Source organism: Natrinema sp. CBA1119 (assembly GCF_002572525.1).
Taxonomy (GTDB): Archaea; Halobacteriota; Halobacteria; order Halobacteriales; family Natrialbaceae; genus Natrinema.
The window spans coordinates 1,582,084-1,596,244 of sequence record NZ_PDBS01000001.1; the positions used below are offsets into that span (position 1 = coordinate 1,582,084).

Consider the following 14,161-nt stretch of genomic DNA (forward strand, 5'->3'; position numbering starts at 1 on the left):
GCGGCTCAGACGGATCCCGCGTTCGACGTTCGGGGTGACCGCGATCCGTTATGCACGACCGCACCTGCGGCGTTCGTGCTCATCGCTACTGACGAATTTGATTCGAGATGAAAACGAGTACCGGCCGACTCACCGCGGGGCTCACGCCTCGAGGTCGACGCGGAACTGACACGCGTCGGCACCGTCGCTGGCGCAGGCCGTTTCCGTAACGGTCGCGTCGGCGTCGAACGCGGCGACGATCCCTTCGAGAATCCCGTGGGCGAGGCCGCAGTATCGGGTGTCGCGGCCCGACTCGTACGTGACGACCACAGCGTCGGACTCGCGGTGACAGGAGAGTGCAGGCAGCACGGTCCCCTCGGTGGCAGCTTCCACGTCGTCGGTGACCGCCTCGAGTGACTCGAGCAGTTCCGGCAGCTCCCAGTCGCGGCGCAAGTGAGCGCTGAACGTCGACAGCAGTTCCGGCGCGAGGGTCCGACCGAAGTCGCGTTCGATCGCGCGCCTGTCCTGGGTGGCCATCGTCGACAGGGTCTCGAGGACGGCGTCGATTTCGCCGTCCTCGTAGTGGGTGACGGGCAGGTACAGCTTCGGCTCGAGGCCGGAGCGCTCGACGATCGTATCCCACGTGTCGTCGTCGGTCCGGGCGACGACGTACTCTTTGAGGGTTTTGTGGACGATTCCGTGCATCGAGTCAATGTAGTTCGATATCCGCGGCGTCTCGTGTGGCCGAGCAAGTCTCGTGCCACGCGCTAACAACTAGGTGACTGGCCGGGGACTACTTAATCGTTTGCTTACAGGTGTCTTGCGAGGGTCGGTGCGACCGAGACGGTGCTAACCCCGCGCTCGATGGTGTCGGTGCCATAGATCGCTTCGACGCCGGCCCGCGAGAGCTTCGTGACGGCGTTGCGGGCCAGTAGCGGGTGGACGCAGGTGACGAACACGCGCCCCACGTTTCGCTCCTGCAGGACGGCGACGGCCTCGCTCATCGTGGACCCCGTCGCGATGATATCGTCGACGACGACGACGTCTCGGTCGGCCACGTCGACGTCGCTCGGGGAAATCTCGACGTCGGTCCCGGAGTGGCGGGTCTTCTCGAAGTAGTCGGTCTCACCCGCGCCGGCGGCGTCCCGAACCGTCTCCGCGAGATCGATTGCGCCGGCGTCGGGGGAGAGAAAGACCGGCTCTACGAGGTCGTCGGGCAGTGGTTCGGCCAGTCGACCCGCCGCGTCGACGGCCGTCGCCGTCGGCTCGAAGAACTCGCAGACGCCCGCCTCGTGTGGAGTGACCGTGAGCACGCGGTCCGCGCCGGTCGAGATCGAACGGGCGACCGCCCGCGCGGAGACGGGATGGCCCGCCTCGAAGGCCTCGTCCTGTCGAGCGTAGCCCATGTACGGCAGCACGGTGACGACCTCCTCGACGCCCGCTTCGCGAGCGGCGTCCTGTAACTGGAGTACCTCGAGGTGGGCGTCGCTCGAGACGGTCGAGGCGACGATCACCGCCCGATCCGGGTCGGTGTCGGCCAGTCCCGGGACGGCCGCGAGCAGTTCGCCGTCGGGAAAGCGGTCGTATTCGACGGCGGCGAGCGGTTCCTCGAGCTCTCGAGCGAGCGTCGCGGCGAGAGCCTGCGACGCCGATCCGCTGACGATCATAGTCGGTGGGACAGGCCGGGGGGTAAACCAGTTTTCGTTCTCGGACCGAGAGAGTCGACTCGCACCGTTCGCAAAAAAGCGTCGTCGCGATCCGTTGTGAGGAAATGGACGCAACTACCCGTTCGACTCGGCACGCGATTCGATCGCTCGCTCACGACCCGTTCGATCACGCCTCGGCATCGTCGACCGTCGCATCGCCGTCGCCGCACGCGCCGCCGTCGGTGTCGCTTAGAATCTTCAGTTCGCCGTTTCGGGTGACCAGCGCGAAGACGTTGATGCAGTCCGGATCGTTCCACTTCGCCGGCGTGACCTGGGTCGGTTCCCCCCCGTCGAGCCGGAACATGATGTTGAACGCACCCGGTTCGGTCGACCAGTTCCGCTCGAGTTCCGCGCCGCTGTCGGCCGCGAGTTCGTGGGTCGACCAGTGTTCGGGATCGCCCCCGAACTCGACGATGACGTCGACCGTATGCGATTCGTCGTTTAGATTCTCGACGGAGATTTCCCCGAGGAGCGTGCCGCTCGTCGCATCGGTCGGTTCGTTCTCGGGCTCGGCGGGTTCGTTTCCGTTCCCGTTTCCGCTCCCGTCCCCGTTACCGTTCCCTGCGTCTTCGTCGCTGCCCGTACAGCCGGCGACCGCACCCGTGAGTGCGGTGCCGGTCACAGCCAGTAGTCGTCGGCGTGGTAGTTCGCTCATGTACTCACAGAGAATAATCCCGTATAGTTAAACGTCCGTCAGACATCGCGCCTGACCGGCGGTCTCAGACGCACACTCTCCGACATCGCTGGGCCGTTGATCTCACTCTCGTCGAGGGATCGCAATCCCCGTCACGTCCCTGACACCGAGCGTTCGCGTCCGCCACTCCCCGTCGCTCCCAACGTGGCCCGTCCCTCCGGAACGCCCCACGCCCGCGAGGAAGGCCCCCTGCTCCGTCACGGCGTAGGTCGTCTCACCGTAGCTAAAGCCGATCACGGAATCGGTCGACCGATCGGATTCGCGCCACGCGTCGTCGTCGGGCGCGTACTCGTAGATCGCCTCATCCGTGACCGCGTGCGCGCGGACGAGCCGGCCCGGCTCCGAGCGGGGATCGGCTCCGACGGCGTCGAACGCCCCCTCGAGGACCGCCATCCAGCCGTTGCCGAGCTTGTAGAGTCCGTCCGCGGTGGCGGCGAGCGGGACGCCGGCCGCCGAGACGTCGCGCACGTCGGTCAGTCCGGCGTGGTCGAGTCCGCCGTCCTGAACGCGGTAGACGCCGTCCGCCGTCCCGACGAGATCACCGTCGATCGCCCGAACCGGCGCGACGGTCTCGTCCGCGAGCGCGGTCCACTCGCTCGAGTCCGCGGATTGACACGCGACGCGACCGTCCGGGTCGGCCGCGAGGAGATCGCCGTCATCGTCGTAGCCGACGGCGACCGCCGGGCCGAACCCCGTCCCGACGAACGTCTCCTCCTCGGTCGCGATTGACGCGTCGCCAACGTTCTCATCGTCACCGCCGTCGCCGCCGCTGCGGTTCGTTCCGGCTCCGTCCTCGAGGGCGAGTACTCGGACGTCTTCGTCGGTCGCGATGGCGACCGCGGCGGGGCCCGCCGCGATGTCTCGAGCAGAACAGCGTTCACAGAGGCCGAATTCGCCGACGGTGTCGCCGGCGACGCGCACGCGAACGATGCCCATTGCGCTCGCGACGTACGCGGTGACTGCCCCTGCGCGGTCGCCGTAGACGCGCTTTTCCTCGATCGAATCCATACGGGAACGTCGTGGGGGCGGGACGAAAACGTTCCGTCCTGCGCTGGCACACGGGGCGACGGCGGCCGCCGCGTCGGAATCGGTTTGCGGAATCCCTTTGGGGGGTCCGGTTAGAGTACCACGTGATGCAAGTCTTCGGATCGAGCGGGACGCGGGGCGTCGCCAACGAGGAGTTGACGCCCGCGTTCGTCCTGCGCGTCGCGAAAGCGGCGGGGACGACCTGGGGTGGTGGTCGCGGTGGGGACCGGGTTGCCATCGCTCGCGACACCCGTCACACGGGGCGGATGCTGGCCGATGCGGCCGCCAGCGGGCTGGCGAGTACGGGTACCGATGTCGATCGCCTTGGGATCGTTCCGACGCCGGGGACACAGGCCTACGCCGAACGCGAAGGAGTGCCGGTCATGGTCATCACGGCCTCGCACAACCCGCCGCCGTACAACGGCGTCAAACTCGTCGGGAGCGATGGCGTCGAACTCTCGATCTCGGCCCTCGAGGACATCGAGGAGACGTTGCTCGCGGAGTCGTTTACCGTCGCCCCCTGGGACGAGACGGGTCGCGTCCGCGAGATCGACGGGGTCAAACGGGAGTACGTCGACGGGCTGCTCGCGGCAGCGGATCGGGAGGTGATCGCCGACGCTGACCTCACCGTCGCGCTCGATCCGGGCCACGGCGCGGGATCGTTGACCAGCCCCGAGTTCTTCCGGGAACTGGGCTGTCGCGTGGTCACCGTTAATGCTCAGCCCGACGGTCACTTCCCGGGTCGCGACCCCGAACCGGTTCCGGACAACCTCGCGGACCTCGGCCGGCTCGTCCGGGCGACCGACGCCGACGTCGGCATCGCCCACGACGGCGACGCCGACCGCGCGATCTTTTTCGACGAGAACGGCGACTACGTCGAGGGCGACGCCACGCTCGCCGCGCTCGCCGCCGCCGAACTCGAGGCCGGCGACACCACCGTCTCCGCGGTCAACGTCTCCCAGCGACTCGTCGACGTGGTCACCGCGGTCGGGGCCGAACTCGAGTTGACCCCCATCGGCTCGACCAACATCATCACCCGCATCGAGGAACTCGAGGCCAACGGCGAGCGGGTGCCGGTCGCCGGCGAGGGCAACGGTGGCATCTTCTTCCCCGAATACCGGCTCTCGCGGGACGGGGCGTTCACTGCAGCGCGCTTCCTCGAGTTAGTCGCCGAGCGCCCGGTCAGCGAGATCGTCGCCCCCTACGACGGCTACGTCAACGTCCGGCGCAACGTCGAATACGAGTCGACGGCCGAGCGCGACGCGATGCTCGACGCGGCTGCCAACCACGCCCAGGCGTCCGACGCCGAACTCAACACCCGCGACGGCTACCGGCTGGATCACGGCGATGCGTGGGTGCTCGCCCGCCCGTCGGGCACCGAACCGCTCGTCCGGATCTACGCCGAGGCCCGCGAGGGCGACCGCGCCGAGGAACTCGTCGACGACATGTACGAGGCGCTGGCCGACGCGAAGGCCGACGCCTGAATTCGGTTTCTACCGCCGCTCGTTCAGCACCCACGAACGCTCAGTGACGGGAGCAACGTCTCGCTCCAGACCGACCATCCGGCATGCTGTGGCGCGCGCTGTCGACCGGCCGAGCGTCGCGAGGCGCGAACACAGTGAGTGCCTCGGAAAGCGAGCGGTGACCGCAGGGAACCGTGAGCACAGTGAGGGCGGTCGATGGACACTGCGCGAGGGATGAGTGAGCGCCGTGAGGCGCGAACGTTAGCGCGGAACCTCCGGTTCCGCGAACCATACGAATAGTGCGAGACCGGAGGTCTCGCAGACCATGCGAACGGGCGAAGGCCCGTAAGCAGACGGCGGCTCCGCCGCCGTGAGTAGAAATCGGCTGGGGAGGGCGTGGCGATTCCCTGTTGCCACGATAGTAGGACGCTTCTTTCGCTGTTTCTCATTAGAATCGGCGATTCCATTCATAGCTCTCTCGACCGACTCCGACTGTCCGTCACGGAACGATCGTCACCGGAATCTCCGCGCGCCGCGTGACCGCCTCCGCGACGCTGCCGAGCAGCATCCGCGAGACGCCGGCTTTCCCCTCGCTGCCCATGACGATCGCGTCGACGTCCGCCTCGCCGACGTACTCGAGGATGGTGTCCGCCACCCCCGACCCTTCGGCGACGGTCGTCTCGACCGATCTATCGTACTCGTCGGCGATCGCCCGGACCTCGGCGAAAAAGTCGGGCTCGTCGTCACCCGAGACGACGCTGCCGTAATCGGCATCGAGGTCGTCGACCGCGAAAACGACCGTCACTCGATCGGCGGGAACCCACTCGAGGGCGTGCTCGAGGGCCGCCCGCGCCGGCTCGGAGTCGTCCATCGGGACGAGGACGTGTCTGCTCATGCGAGTGAAATCGGGCTCCGACGGCTAAAGTGCGGGGCCCAAACGAACCGAGCCGCTCGGACCATGAGCCGCTCGAACTGCGAGCCGCTCAGACCAGGTCGTCGGCCTCGAGCGCCGCCTCGAGTCGCTCCCGTTCGGCCCGCAGAGCCTCGAGTTCGTCCGCGACGCGACCGTCGGTCAGCCGTTCGCGTTCGGCGGGGTCGAGCCGGGCGACGGCCTGCGCCGCGGTCTGGAGGCGGTCGTAGTCGCTGTCGGTCGTGAGGAGGCGGACCTCGCGAAGACTCGCGACCACGTCTTCGTCGGCGACGCGAGCGACGAAGGGGCGGTACTCCCGGACGCGTCGACGCAGCGTGCCGGCCGACTCCGGTGGCCAGTCGACCGTCAGCGGCTCGGCGTCGATGCCGTCGAGGTACGTCTGCTGGGTCGCGACGTTGCGCTTGAGTTCGTCCGCGCTGTCGACGTAGTGTGAGAGCTTCGATCGGGAGTAGTCGGCGTACTCGAGCAATTCCGGAATCGTGTACTCGCCCGCCGGATTCTCGTGGACGTACTCCAGCAGATCGTCGGGCGGCTGCTCGTAGTTCACGAACGGGTACCACGCGCTCCGCTCGAGCAGGTCGAACACTTCGCGTGCGCTGGCCGCGAGCCGGTACTCCTGTACGGCCTCGCGGATGGCCTCGTTGTAGTGCTCGATCGGCTCCCGAAGCCGCTCGACCGGCGCGTCGAGATCGGCGGTCGCGAGTTCGAGTAGCCGCTCGCGTTCGGCGATTTCGTCGTCGAGCGCTCGCGAGCGCTTGTTGGCTGCCTTGCGCGCCTCCGCGACCTCCTCGCGGGCGGCTTCGCGTTCCTCGAGCAGGTCGGCGTACTCGGCGGCCGGCTCGAGGGCCTGGCGAGCGCGCTCGAAGTCCGACTCGCTGAGCCGGCGTTTGTCGATCGCCTCGAGGGAGTCCTCGAAGGCCTCGTACTCGACGATGTCGTCAGAGAGGCTCGAGACGAGTCCGTCGAACTTCCCCTCGAGTTCGATGTAGGCCTGGAAGTTCTCCTTGCCGGTCCCGGTCGCTCGGTCGACGTAGTCGTCCAGTAGTTTCGTCGCGTCGCGGTAGGCCGTCGCGACCTCCTCGACGGTCTCCTCGCCGTGCTCCGCGATTCGCCGCTCGGCCGTGTCGAACCGCTGGCGGGCGGCCTCGAGCGCCTCGAGCGGGGTCGGTCCGTCGTCGTCAGTGCCGACGCCGGCGTCCGAGTCGGCGTCGGCGGAGTGGACGCGCTCGCTCATCTCACTCGTAGACTGCGTCGGGGTCAAACACTTGCTCGCCGACGTTCTCGCCCGCTATCGTCCGGTAGAAACACGACCGGTGGCCGGTGTGGCACGCGCCGCCCTCCTGGTCGACCAGATAGAGGAGCGTGTCGGCGTCGCAGTCGACCCGGACCTCCGCGACGTCTTGTACGTGGCCGCTCGTCGCCCCCTTCTCCCAGAGTTCCTCCCGGCTCCGGGAGTAGTAGTGTGCACGGCCGGTCTCGCGGGTCCGCTCGAGGGCCTCCGGGGAGACGTACGCGAGCATGAGCACCTCGCCGGAATCGGCGTCCTGTGCCACGGCGGGGACGAGTCCGTCCTCGCCGAAGTCGACCGAAACGTCGTCGTCCATACGCGCAGTATCGTTCGTCCGAGCGATAGGTCTTTTGCCGCGAGCATGGACCTCCACGACGCCGAGCGGTGTGACGGGTACGAGAGTGAGATGGCATTCGGGAGCGATAGCTCCGTAACACTCGAGATCAGAGGTACAACAACAAATGAGTAGTAGTACGAACGGCCCAGAAGTTGTCCGCGTCTCGCAGAAGGGGCAGGCGACGAGTCCGAAGGCGCTCCGCGAAACGTTCGGGATCGAGACGCCGGGTGAGGTATTCGTCTACGAAGCAGACGAGCGGATCGTCATCGAACCGGTCCCGTCACCCGATGAACTCCACGGAATTCACGCCGATGAGCGCGAATCCGGGTCGGTCACCGAACGAGTACGCGAACTCAGAGACGCCGACCACCGTCGTGAAGCGGAGACGCTCGACCGTCTCTGACCTGACACTGACGAATGACCGATAGCTACGACGATTTCGATAATCTCCCGCTCGAGGTATCGTCCGAGCGGTTCCGTGATCACGGCGTCTGAGTCGGTCCGTCGAGACGAAAACACTCGATGCGATCGAATAGAGCTGAAAACGAGCACCGTGTCCGTCCCGATTCGTCCGTTCGAGACCGCTCAGCTCTGACCGTTCAGCGTGATGTCGCTGACGCCGATGACCCGCTCGTCTTCCTCGAGTTCCGCTTTCGCTTCCGCGGGGACTTCGCTGTCGACGTTGTAGACGGTCAGCGCCTCGCCGCCGATGGTCTCGCGAGCGTTGAACATGCCGGCGATGTTGACGCCGTGTTTACCCATCACGGAGCCGATGAGGCCGATGACGCCGGGCTCGTCGGTGTTTCGCGTGATGACCATCCGGCCGTGGGGGATGGCGTCGACGCGGTAGCCGTCGATGCGGACGATGCGCGGGTCGTCGCCGGCGAAGAGCGTCCCGTCGACGGAAACCTGATCGTCGTCGTTGCTGACCGTCACGGAGATCAGGCTCTGGAAGTCCTCGGCCTGTCGCGTCTTGGATTCGGTGACGTCGACGCCGCGATCCTCGGCGATCTGGGGAGCGTTGACAGCGTTGACCTGCCACTCGAGGGGTTCGAAGACGCCCTTGAGCGCGCTCGCGGTGACGAACTCGACGTCCTCGTCGGCGATGTCGCCCTCGTAGACGACTTCGACGTTCTCGATGCGGCCCTCGAGCAACTGCGCGGCGACCTTGCCGGCGGTTTCGGCGAGTTCGATGTAGGGCTCGACGCGGGGGAACGCGCTCTCGTCGATCGACGGCGCGTTCAGTGCGTTCGCGACCGGCTCGCCGACCAGCGCGGCGTTGACCTGTGCGGCCGTCGAGGTCGCGACGTTCTCTTGGGCGGCCTCCGTCGAGGCACCGAGGTGGGGCGTAACGATGATGTCGTCGTGCTCGAGCAGCGGGGAGTCCGCCGGGAGCGGTTCCTCGGCGAAGACGTCGATCGCCGCGCCGGCGAGGGTGCCGTCCTCGACTTTCGCCGCGAGGGCGTCCTCGTCGACGACGCCGCCGCGGGCGCAGTTGACGAGGTAGCCGTCGCCGAGCTGATCGAGTTCGGGCTCGCTGATCAGGCCCTCCGTTTCCGGCGTGAGCGGGGTATGGACGGTCAGGACGTCGGCGCGCTCGAGGCACGGATCGAACTCGACGAGTTCGGCACCGATGCGCTCGGCGCGCTCCTCGCTGATGTAGGGGTCGTAGGCGACGATGTCCATCCCCAGCGAGTCGAGCTTCTTGGCGACCTCTTGGCCGACGCGGCCGAGGCCGACGACGCCGAGCGTCTTGCCGTCGAGTTCGGTGCCGAGGTAGTCGCTTTTCGCCCACTCGCCGTTTTTCAGGCGGATGTGGGCCTGCGGGATTGAGCGAGCGCTCGCGAACGTCATCGCGACGGTGTGTTCGGCGGCCGCGCGAACGTTCCCCTCGGGGGCGTTGGCGACGATGACGCCGCTGTCCGTCGCGGCGTCGATGTCGATGTTGTCGACGCCGATGCCGGCTCGGCCGACGATCGCGAGTTCGTCGGCGGCTGCGAGGACTTCCTCGGTGACCTCGGTGCCCGAGCGGACGATCAGTCCGTTCGCGTCCGAAACCGCCTCGAGGAGGTCGTCGCCCTCGAGTTCGTAGCCCGTTTCGACGTCGTGGCCGGCGTTTCTGAGTACGTCCAGACCCGCGTCTGCGATCGGATCCGTGACGAGAACCTTCATGCGCGAGACAACCGCGTGGAGAACGTAAACCCTTCCGTTGTCGCGAGGGGCGGCAAAAAATACCGCCACTTCCGAAGCGAAATCGGGGCGATGCGACCGTCGCCGGCCAACTCTGCGCTGGTGCCGACGCCGTTCCTCGTTCGGTCGACGTCCGCTCGACCACTGGCAGCCGTCCGGACGATATTCCCGCGAACGTGAAATAGCCGGTCCAACTTATCCCGTCGAGCGCGTACCATTGAGTATGTACGACCGAATCCTATTACCGACGGACGCGGCGGAGGGGACGGAACTTGCCACCGAACACGCCATCGCCGTCGCCGAACGGACCGGTGCGGAGCTCCACCTGTTGTACGTCGTCGACAGCGACGTGTACGACTCCTACAGCGGCGACGAGTACGTCCACGAGTTCGAGGGTCTCGAGGCAGCGCTCGAACACGTCGGCGAGGACGCCCTCGAGTCGGCGGCCGAGGCGGCCCGGAACGCGGGGCTGAAGCCGACGACGGTCGTCAGGCACGGCTCTCCTCACGAGCAAATTCTCGCGTACGCGGACGAAGCCGACGTCGACCTGCTCGTCATGGGATCGAAGGAACGGCCCGGTGACTACCGCCAGCTGCTGGGGAGCGTCACCGACCGAGTCGCACGATTGGCCTCGCGACCGGTGACGATCGTCAAGACGCCGGTCGAGGACGAGATGTAACTTCCGACGCCGTCGGCCGCTCCCGGCCGATCGGTCAGTGCGTTCGCGGGAGACAGACGGTCACGCGGCTTCCAACGCCGTCGGACCGGGGCTCGTAATCAAGATATCCGCCGTAGTCGTCGACGATCAGGCTTGCGAGCCAGAGCCCGAGCCCGTTCCCGTGTTTGATCTGCGTGATCTGCTCGTCGTTGAAGATCCCCGTCCGCTCCGTCGCGGGAATCCCGGGACCGGTATCGAAGACTCGCACATCGATCGTGTCGCCGCCGGTGTCGACGATCGCGATCTCCACCGTCGGATCGGACTCCTCGGCGTGTGTGATCGCGTTGTGGATCACTTCTTCGAGGACGGTGTGCAGTCGAGGGTCCGCAGCGACCGCGACGTCGATCGACTCGGTCACCGTGATCGAACTCGCGGGGTACTGCTCTCGGAGGTCGCAGACGACCGCCTCGAGAACGTCCCGAACGTCAGTCGCCGTCTGTTTCCCGCCTCCGTCGAGGGCGACATCGGCGAGCTGTTTCGCCGTTTCGGTCATCTCGATGAGCGCGCTCGAGGTCTCTGCGATTTCGTCCGCGTACTCGCGATGTGCGTCGGTTTCGACCTCCGATAGGAGGGTTTCGGTGTACCCGTTGATCACGTTGAGTTCGTTTCGAAGGTTGTGTCGGAGCAGTCGATGGAGGACCCGCAGGTGTTGTTCGCGCAGTTTGAGGGCGGTGATGTCTCTCCCCTCGGGGATGAGGAGCTGTACCTTCCCGTTCCGATCGGTGACCGGTCGGATCGAAAAGTCGATGGTCGCGGTTCTGTCGGTTCCCTGAACTCGAATCTCGCCCCGAAACAGGTCCCCGTCCCTGGCACGTTCGACTCCCTCGAGCGCCGTTTCGCGCGCTTCCTCGCGGGTCCGGAACCAGTACGTGTCCCAGATCGCCGTCCCGACGACGTCGTCGCGCTCGAGGTCGCCGAAGGACAGCGCGGCCTCGTTCATCTCGAGGACCGTTCCGTCGGGCTCGAGGAGGCCGGTGAACTGGTAGGTGTTGTTGAAGACGGCCTCGAAGCGGCGCTGACGCGCCTTCTGATCGGAGATATCTCGGAACAATCCCGTGAATAGCCGCCGTCCCTCGTGGGTGTGCTCTCGGAGGCTCACTAGCACGGGAACCTCGTGTCCGTCCTTGTGCAAGGCGGGGAGTTCGATCCCGTCCCAGTTAATGTGTTTGTCGCCCGTTCGCAGGTACTTCTCGAGGCCGGCGGCGTGGGCCGACTGGAGCCGCTCGGGAATCAGCGTCATCTTCGAGGAACCGATGAGATCTCCCGGACTGTAACCGAGGATGTCCTCGATTGCGGGGTTCGCGAACACGATGGTGCTCTCCTCGTCGATGGTCAGCAACCCCTCGGAGGTGTTCGCGACGAGCTGTCGGAAGAACTCGCTCTCGTCGAACGCAAAGAGCGGCGACTCGAGGGACTCGGTCGCGTTCGTTTCGTTCCGTTCGCCGTCTATCACGCAACAGTCACGGAACGCCCGATGTATATAGACAGTGGCCACTCACACCCGTTCGCCGGTGACGACCGATCGGTCCGCTCGACGACGGGAAACCTGAACTGGTTTATCCGGGGACCCACAACCGGGGCACAATGACAGTCGTCGCTTTCGACTTCGATGGGACGCTTTCGGACTCCGAGATGACCGTCCTGCTGGGCGACCGCCGCGGCGTCGCCGCCGATATGGACGAGATTACCGAGCGCGCGATGAACAATGAAATCGAGTACGCCGAGAGTCTGCGCAAGCGCGCGGCCCTGCTCGAGGGGCTCCCCCGAGACGAGGCCGACGCGGCCTTCGACGAGGTCGTCCTCCGCGAGGGGGCCGCCGACCTCATCGAGGAACTGAACGCGGCTGGCGTCACAACTGCTATTCTCACGGGGGGATTCGAACGCGGCGTCGCGGCCGCCCTCGAGCGCGAGGGCGTCTCCGTCGATCACATCGTCTCGAACTGGCTCCCGATGGAGGGAGACGAGCTCACCGGTACGGTCGACGGCCCGCTGATCGAGGGCACCAAGGACGACGCCCTTGCGGCCCTCGCCGACGACGTCGGCGTCGACCTCGCGGAGACCGTCGCGGTCGGTGACGGTGCCAACGACTTGCCGATGCTCGAGGTCGCCGGACTGGCGATCGGGTTCGAACCCAAACCGGCGGTCGAGCCCCACTGTGACGTCGTCGTTACGTCGATGGCCGAGGCCCGCGAGACGCTGCTCGACGAGGCTGTTCTCACCGAGCGCTGATCCGTCGGGAACGCGTTCTATTATGATCGCGTAATCGCTGATTGCGGTCCTGCGACGTCGGATCGTTCTGCGGATTCCGGCGTTTTTCGTCCTCCTGGCGCCGGTTTCGACACTCCGTTAGTACTCGGTGAGTGTCCGTGATAACTACCGATTTCCGGACCGAGAGAGTTTTAACTCACACTCGAGTAAGTACTTTCGATGATGTGGCAAGATCTCGTATTCATGCTCGGAAGCGGCCTTTCGATTATCTTCCTCGCGCCGACGCTGCGCGACTCGAGCGCGCGGGTTCCGCTCGGCACGAGCCTCCCGTCGATGGGGATCGGGTTCGTCTACGGCACGACGTTTTTCACACTCGGGATGAACTTCTCCGCGATGGGCGCGTTCGCCGCCGGCTCGATGTGGTCGCTGATCGCCCTGTTCCGCTCGCCGCAGGGCGTCTCGATGAAACTGCTCGCCCGCGAAAACCTCGCGCTGTTCGTCTCCGATCTGCAGTACTGGATCGACCGCCGACGCTCCGACCGCTCGACCGCAGACCAGTACGTTTCGTTCGACCACGGTCACAAACAGCAGTACTGATACTCGACAGTTCGCGTCCGGAACCGTTCCTTTCCTCGTGTTTCCGCCGCCATGCTCGCGTCGTCGCTATCGTCCGTCGACCGTTCCGACAGTGGCGACTCGAGCGCCGCAGCTCTCGGCGCAGTGATCAGCTCGGAAAAATCAGTTGAGACACTGATCTATATCTGTGCCGGGTAGTTCGATCGGTGATCGTAGTTCCCTTACTGAACCTTCGCCATCACGGTCTCGAGGGCGTCACGCGGCTGGGTGAGCAGGCCGCCGACGGCGCCGAAGATCGCCGGAACGATGATGCCGGCGAAGAGAATCGCATCGGTCATCGACGGAGCGAACTCGACGTCAGTGCTGACCGAATCTCCCGCGTCGTTGAGGTAGTCGCCGGTGGTGAGTCCGAGAACGCCGCCGTCCTCAGCGCCGATGAGGTTCACGACAGTGGGCACCTCGGAGTACGTCTGCGTCATCACGAACGCCGCGATCGCGGCGAACGCGAGGTAGGGGATAGCGACGGTAACGCCGGCTTTCGCGGCGTCGACGGGGCCGTCTGCGTCGGTGTACGTCGCGACTGCATACCCGGCGACGACGATTCCACCGACCGTCACAAGGAACAGGAACAGCGTCGCCAGTTCGAATGCGCTGCTCACATCGTTTATGAGGGTACTTGCGAACGCGGCACCGTGGTTCGGAGCGTCACTGAGCGTTGCGGCTTCGCCGTCGGCCTCGAATCCGGTCCCGAACACGCTGAGGTAGCTCCAGCCAGCGGCCTTCCAGGAGGCGACCATTTCGGTGACGACCACGTCGCCGTCCGCCCCGACGGATGCAGCGATGGGGGACGATTGTGCCGTCGCAATCGCCGTCAGAAGCAGGTGCGTCAGATACGTGGCGACCACGGCGATGGCTCCGAACACCGCCCCCTCTTTGATCGGTAGATCGCTCCCCTCGTCCCGCGGTACGCGTTGGCGTTCTTCCGTCGATTCCTCGGTGTCGTAATCCAGTTGCTTCCCGTCTGACATCACTAACACATCAGACA

15 protein-coding genes are annotated in these 14,161 nt (G+C 66.0%); 5 read left to right on the plus strand and 10 right to left on the minus strand.

The features are described 5' to 3' along the window. Positions 1–141: 141 nt before the first annotated feature. The 4 genes from CP556_RS07745 to CP556_RS07760 form a co-directional block, all read right to left on the minus strand. Positions 142–684: a heme NO-binding domain-containing protein gene (locus CP556_RS07745; RefSeq protein ID WP_098725089.1), complete on the minus strand. Its 543-nt coding sequence runs from the start codon at positions 682–684 to the stop codon at positions 142–144. Positions 685–788: 104 nt separating this feature from the next. Then, positions 789–1,646, minus strand: a complete 858-nt coding sequence (locus CP556_RS07750) for a ribose-phosphate diphosphokinase (protein ID WP_098725090.1) — start codon at positions 1,644–1,646, stop codon at positions 789–791. A 166-nt stretch (positions 1,647–1,812) separates the two neighbouring features. Then, positions 1,813–2,340, minus strand: a complete 528-nt coding sequence (locus CP556_RS07755; RefSeq protein WP_098725091.1) for a hypothetical protein — start codon at positions 2,338–2,340, stop codon at positions 1,813–1,815. Between the two features lie 102 nt (positions 2,341–2,442). Then, on the minus strand, positions 2,443–3,387 hold the full coding sequence (locus tag CP556_RS07760; protein WP_098725092.1) for an HVO_0234 family beta-propeller protein: 945 nt from the start codon (positions 3,385–3,387) through the stop codon (positions 2,443–2,445). Between the two features lie 125 nt (positions 3,388–3,512). Here CP556_RS07760 and glmM point away from each other — a divergent pair, with 125 nt between their 5' ends. After that, complete coding sequence (glmM, locus tag CP556_RS07765; protein WP_098725093.1) at positions 3,513–4,889, plus strand: phosphoglucosamine mutase; 1,377 nt, start codon at positions 3,513–3,515, stop codon at positions 4,887–4,889. Positions 4,890–5,367: 478 nt separating this feature from the next. On the opposite strand, the gene CP556_RS07770 is transcribed toward glmM, so the two are convergent. From CP556_RS07770 to hisI, 3 genes are all read right to left on the minus strand, one after another. After that, complete coding sequence (locus CP556_RS07770) at positions 5,368–5,763, minus strand: universal stress protein (RefSeq protein ID WP_098725094.1); 396 nt, start codon at positions 5,761–5,763, stop codon at positions 5,368–5,370. An 88-nt stretch (positions 5,764–5,851) separates the two neighbouring features. After that, a complete protein-coding gene (locus tag CP556_RS07775) occupies positions 5,852–7,033 on the minus strand; it encodes a DUF7118 family protein (RefSeq protein WP_098725095.1) in 1,182 nt (393 codons plus the stop codon). Between the two features lies 1 nt (position 7,034). Beyond that, positions 7,035–7,403, minus strand: a complete 369-nt coding sequence (hisI, locus tag CP556_RS07780) for a phosphoribosyl-AMP cyclohydrolase (protein WP_098725096.1) — start codon at positions 7,401–7,403, stop codon at positions 7,035–7,037. Positions 7,404–7,548: 145 nt separating this feature from the next. On the opposite strand from hisI, the gene CP556_RS07785 reads away from it, so the two are divergent. Further along, positions 7,549–7,827, plus strand: coding sequence for an AbrB/MazE/SpoVT family DNA-binding domain-containing protein (locus CP556_RS07785; protein ID WP_098725097.1), 279 nt, complete (start codon positions 7,549–7,551; stop codon positions 7,825–7,827). A gap of 182 nt (positions 7,828–8,009) precedes the next feature. Here CP556_RS07785 and serA read toward each other — a convergent pair whose 3' ends face one another. Then, positions 8,010–9,596 (minus strand): phosphoglycerate dehydrogenase, encoded by a 1,587-nt coding sequence (serA, locus tag CP556_RS07790; RefSeq protein ID WP_098725098.1) that lies wholly within the window; start codon positions 9,594–9,596, stop codon positions 8,010–8,012. Between the two features lie 241 nt (positions 9,597–9,837). Here serA and CP556_RS07795 point away from each other — a divergent pair, with 241 nt between their 5' ends. Further along, positions 9,838–10,293, plus strand: a complete 456-nt coding sequence (locus CP556_RS07795) for a universal stress protein (protein WP_098725099.1) — start codon at positions 9,838–9,840, stop codon at positions 10,291–10,293. Positions 10,294–10,327: 34 nt separating this feature from the next. Here the strand turns inward: CP556_RS07795 and CP556_RS07800 are convergent, their stop codons facing one another. Further along, the gene (locus CP556_RS07800; RefSeq protein WP_098725100.1) at positions 10,328–11,785 is read right to left on the minus strand and encodes a PAS domain S-box protein; all 1,458 of its coding nucleotides are present in this window, start codon (positions 11,783–11,785) and stop codon (positions 10,328–10,330) included. 131 nt (positions 11,786–11,916) lie between these two features. Here CP556_RS07800 and serB point away from each other — a divergent pair, with 131 nt between their 5' ends. Together serB and CP556_RS07810 are read left to right on the plus strand one after the other, a co-directional pair. After that, positions 11,917–12,561: a phosphoserine phosphatase SerB gene (gene serB / locus CP556_RS07805; protein ID WP_098725101.1), complete on the plus strand. Its 645-nt coding sequence runs from the start codon at positions 11,917–11,919 to the stop codon at positions 12,559–12,561. A gap of 198 nt (positions 12,562–12,759) precedes the next feature. Then, entirely contained in the window at positions 12,760–13,137 is a 378-nt protein-coding gene (locus tag CP556_RS07810) for a hypothetical protein (protein ID WP_098725102.1), read from the plus strand. 200 nt (positions 13,138–13,337) lie between these two features. Here CP556_RS07810 and CP556_RS07815 read toward each other — a convergent pair whose 3' ends face one another. Further along, positions 13,338–14,144, minus strand: a complete 807-nt coding sequence (locus CP556_RS07815) for a DUF7978 family protein (protein ID WP_098725103.1) — start codon at positions 14,142–14,144, stop codon at positions 13,338–13,340. Between the last annotated feature and the right edge of the window lie 17 nt (positions 14,145–14,161).

Coding starts and splice junctions, on each gene's coding strand:
- CP556_RS07745 (WP_098725089.1), bottom strand. CDS start 684: ATGCACGGAATCGTCCACAAAACCCTCAAAGAGTACGTCGTCGCCCGG.
- CP556_RS07750 (WP_098725090.1), bottom strand. CDS start 1,646: ATGATCGTCAGCGGATCGGCGTCGCAGGCTCTCGCCGCGACGCTCGCT.
- CP556_RS07755 (WP_098725091.1), bottom strand. CDS start 2,340: ATGAGCGAACTACCACGCCGACGACTACTGGCTGTGACCGGCACCGCA.
- CP556_RS07760 (WP_098725092.1), bottom strand. CDS start 3,387: ATGGATTCGATCGAGGAAAAGCGCGTCTACGGCGACCGCGCAGGGGCA.
- glmM (WP_098725093.1), top strand. CDS start 3,513: ATGCAAGTCTTCGGATCGAGCGGGACGCGGGGCGTCGCCAACGAGGAG.
- CP556_RS07770 (WP_098725094.1), bottom strand. CDS start 5,763: ATGAGCAGACACGTCCTCGTCCCGATGGACGACTCCGAGCCGGCGCGG.
- CP556_RS07775 (WP_098725095.1), bottom strand. CDS start 7,033: ATGAGCGAGCGCGTCCACTCCGCCGACGCCGACTCGGACGCCGGCGTC.
- hisI (WP_098725096.1), bottom strand. CDS start 7,403: ATGGACGACGACGTTTCGGTCGACTTCGGCGAGGACGGACTCGTCCCC.
- CP556_RS07785 (WP_098725097.1), top strand. CDS start 7,549: ATGAGTAGTAGTACGAACGGCCCAGAAGTTGTCCGCGTCTCGCAGAAG.
- serA (WP_098725098.1), bottom strand. CDS start 9,596: ATGAAGGTTCTCGTCACGGATCCGATCGCAGACGCGGGTCTGGACGTA.
- CP556_RS07795 (WP_098725099.1), top strand. CDS start 9,838: ATGTACGACCGAATCCTATTACCGACGGACGCGGCGGAGGGGACGGAA.
- serB (WP_098725101.1), top strand. CDS start 11,917: ATGACAGTCGTCGCTTTCGACTTCGATGGGACGCTTTCGGACTCCGAG.
- CP556_RS07810 (WP_098725102.1), top strand. CDS start 12,760: ATGATGTGGCAAGATCTCGTATTCATGCTCGGAAGCGGCCTTTCGATT.
- CP556_RS07815 (WP_098725103.1), bottom strand. CDS start 14,144: ATGTCAGACGGGAAGCAACTGGATTACGACACCGAGGAATCGACGGAA.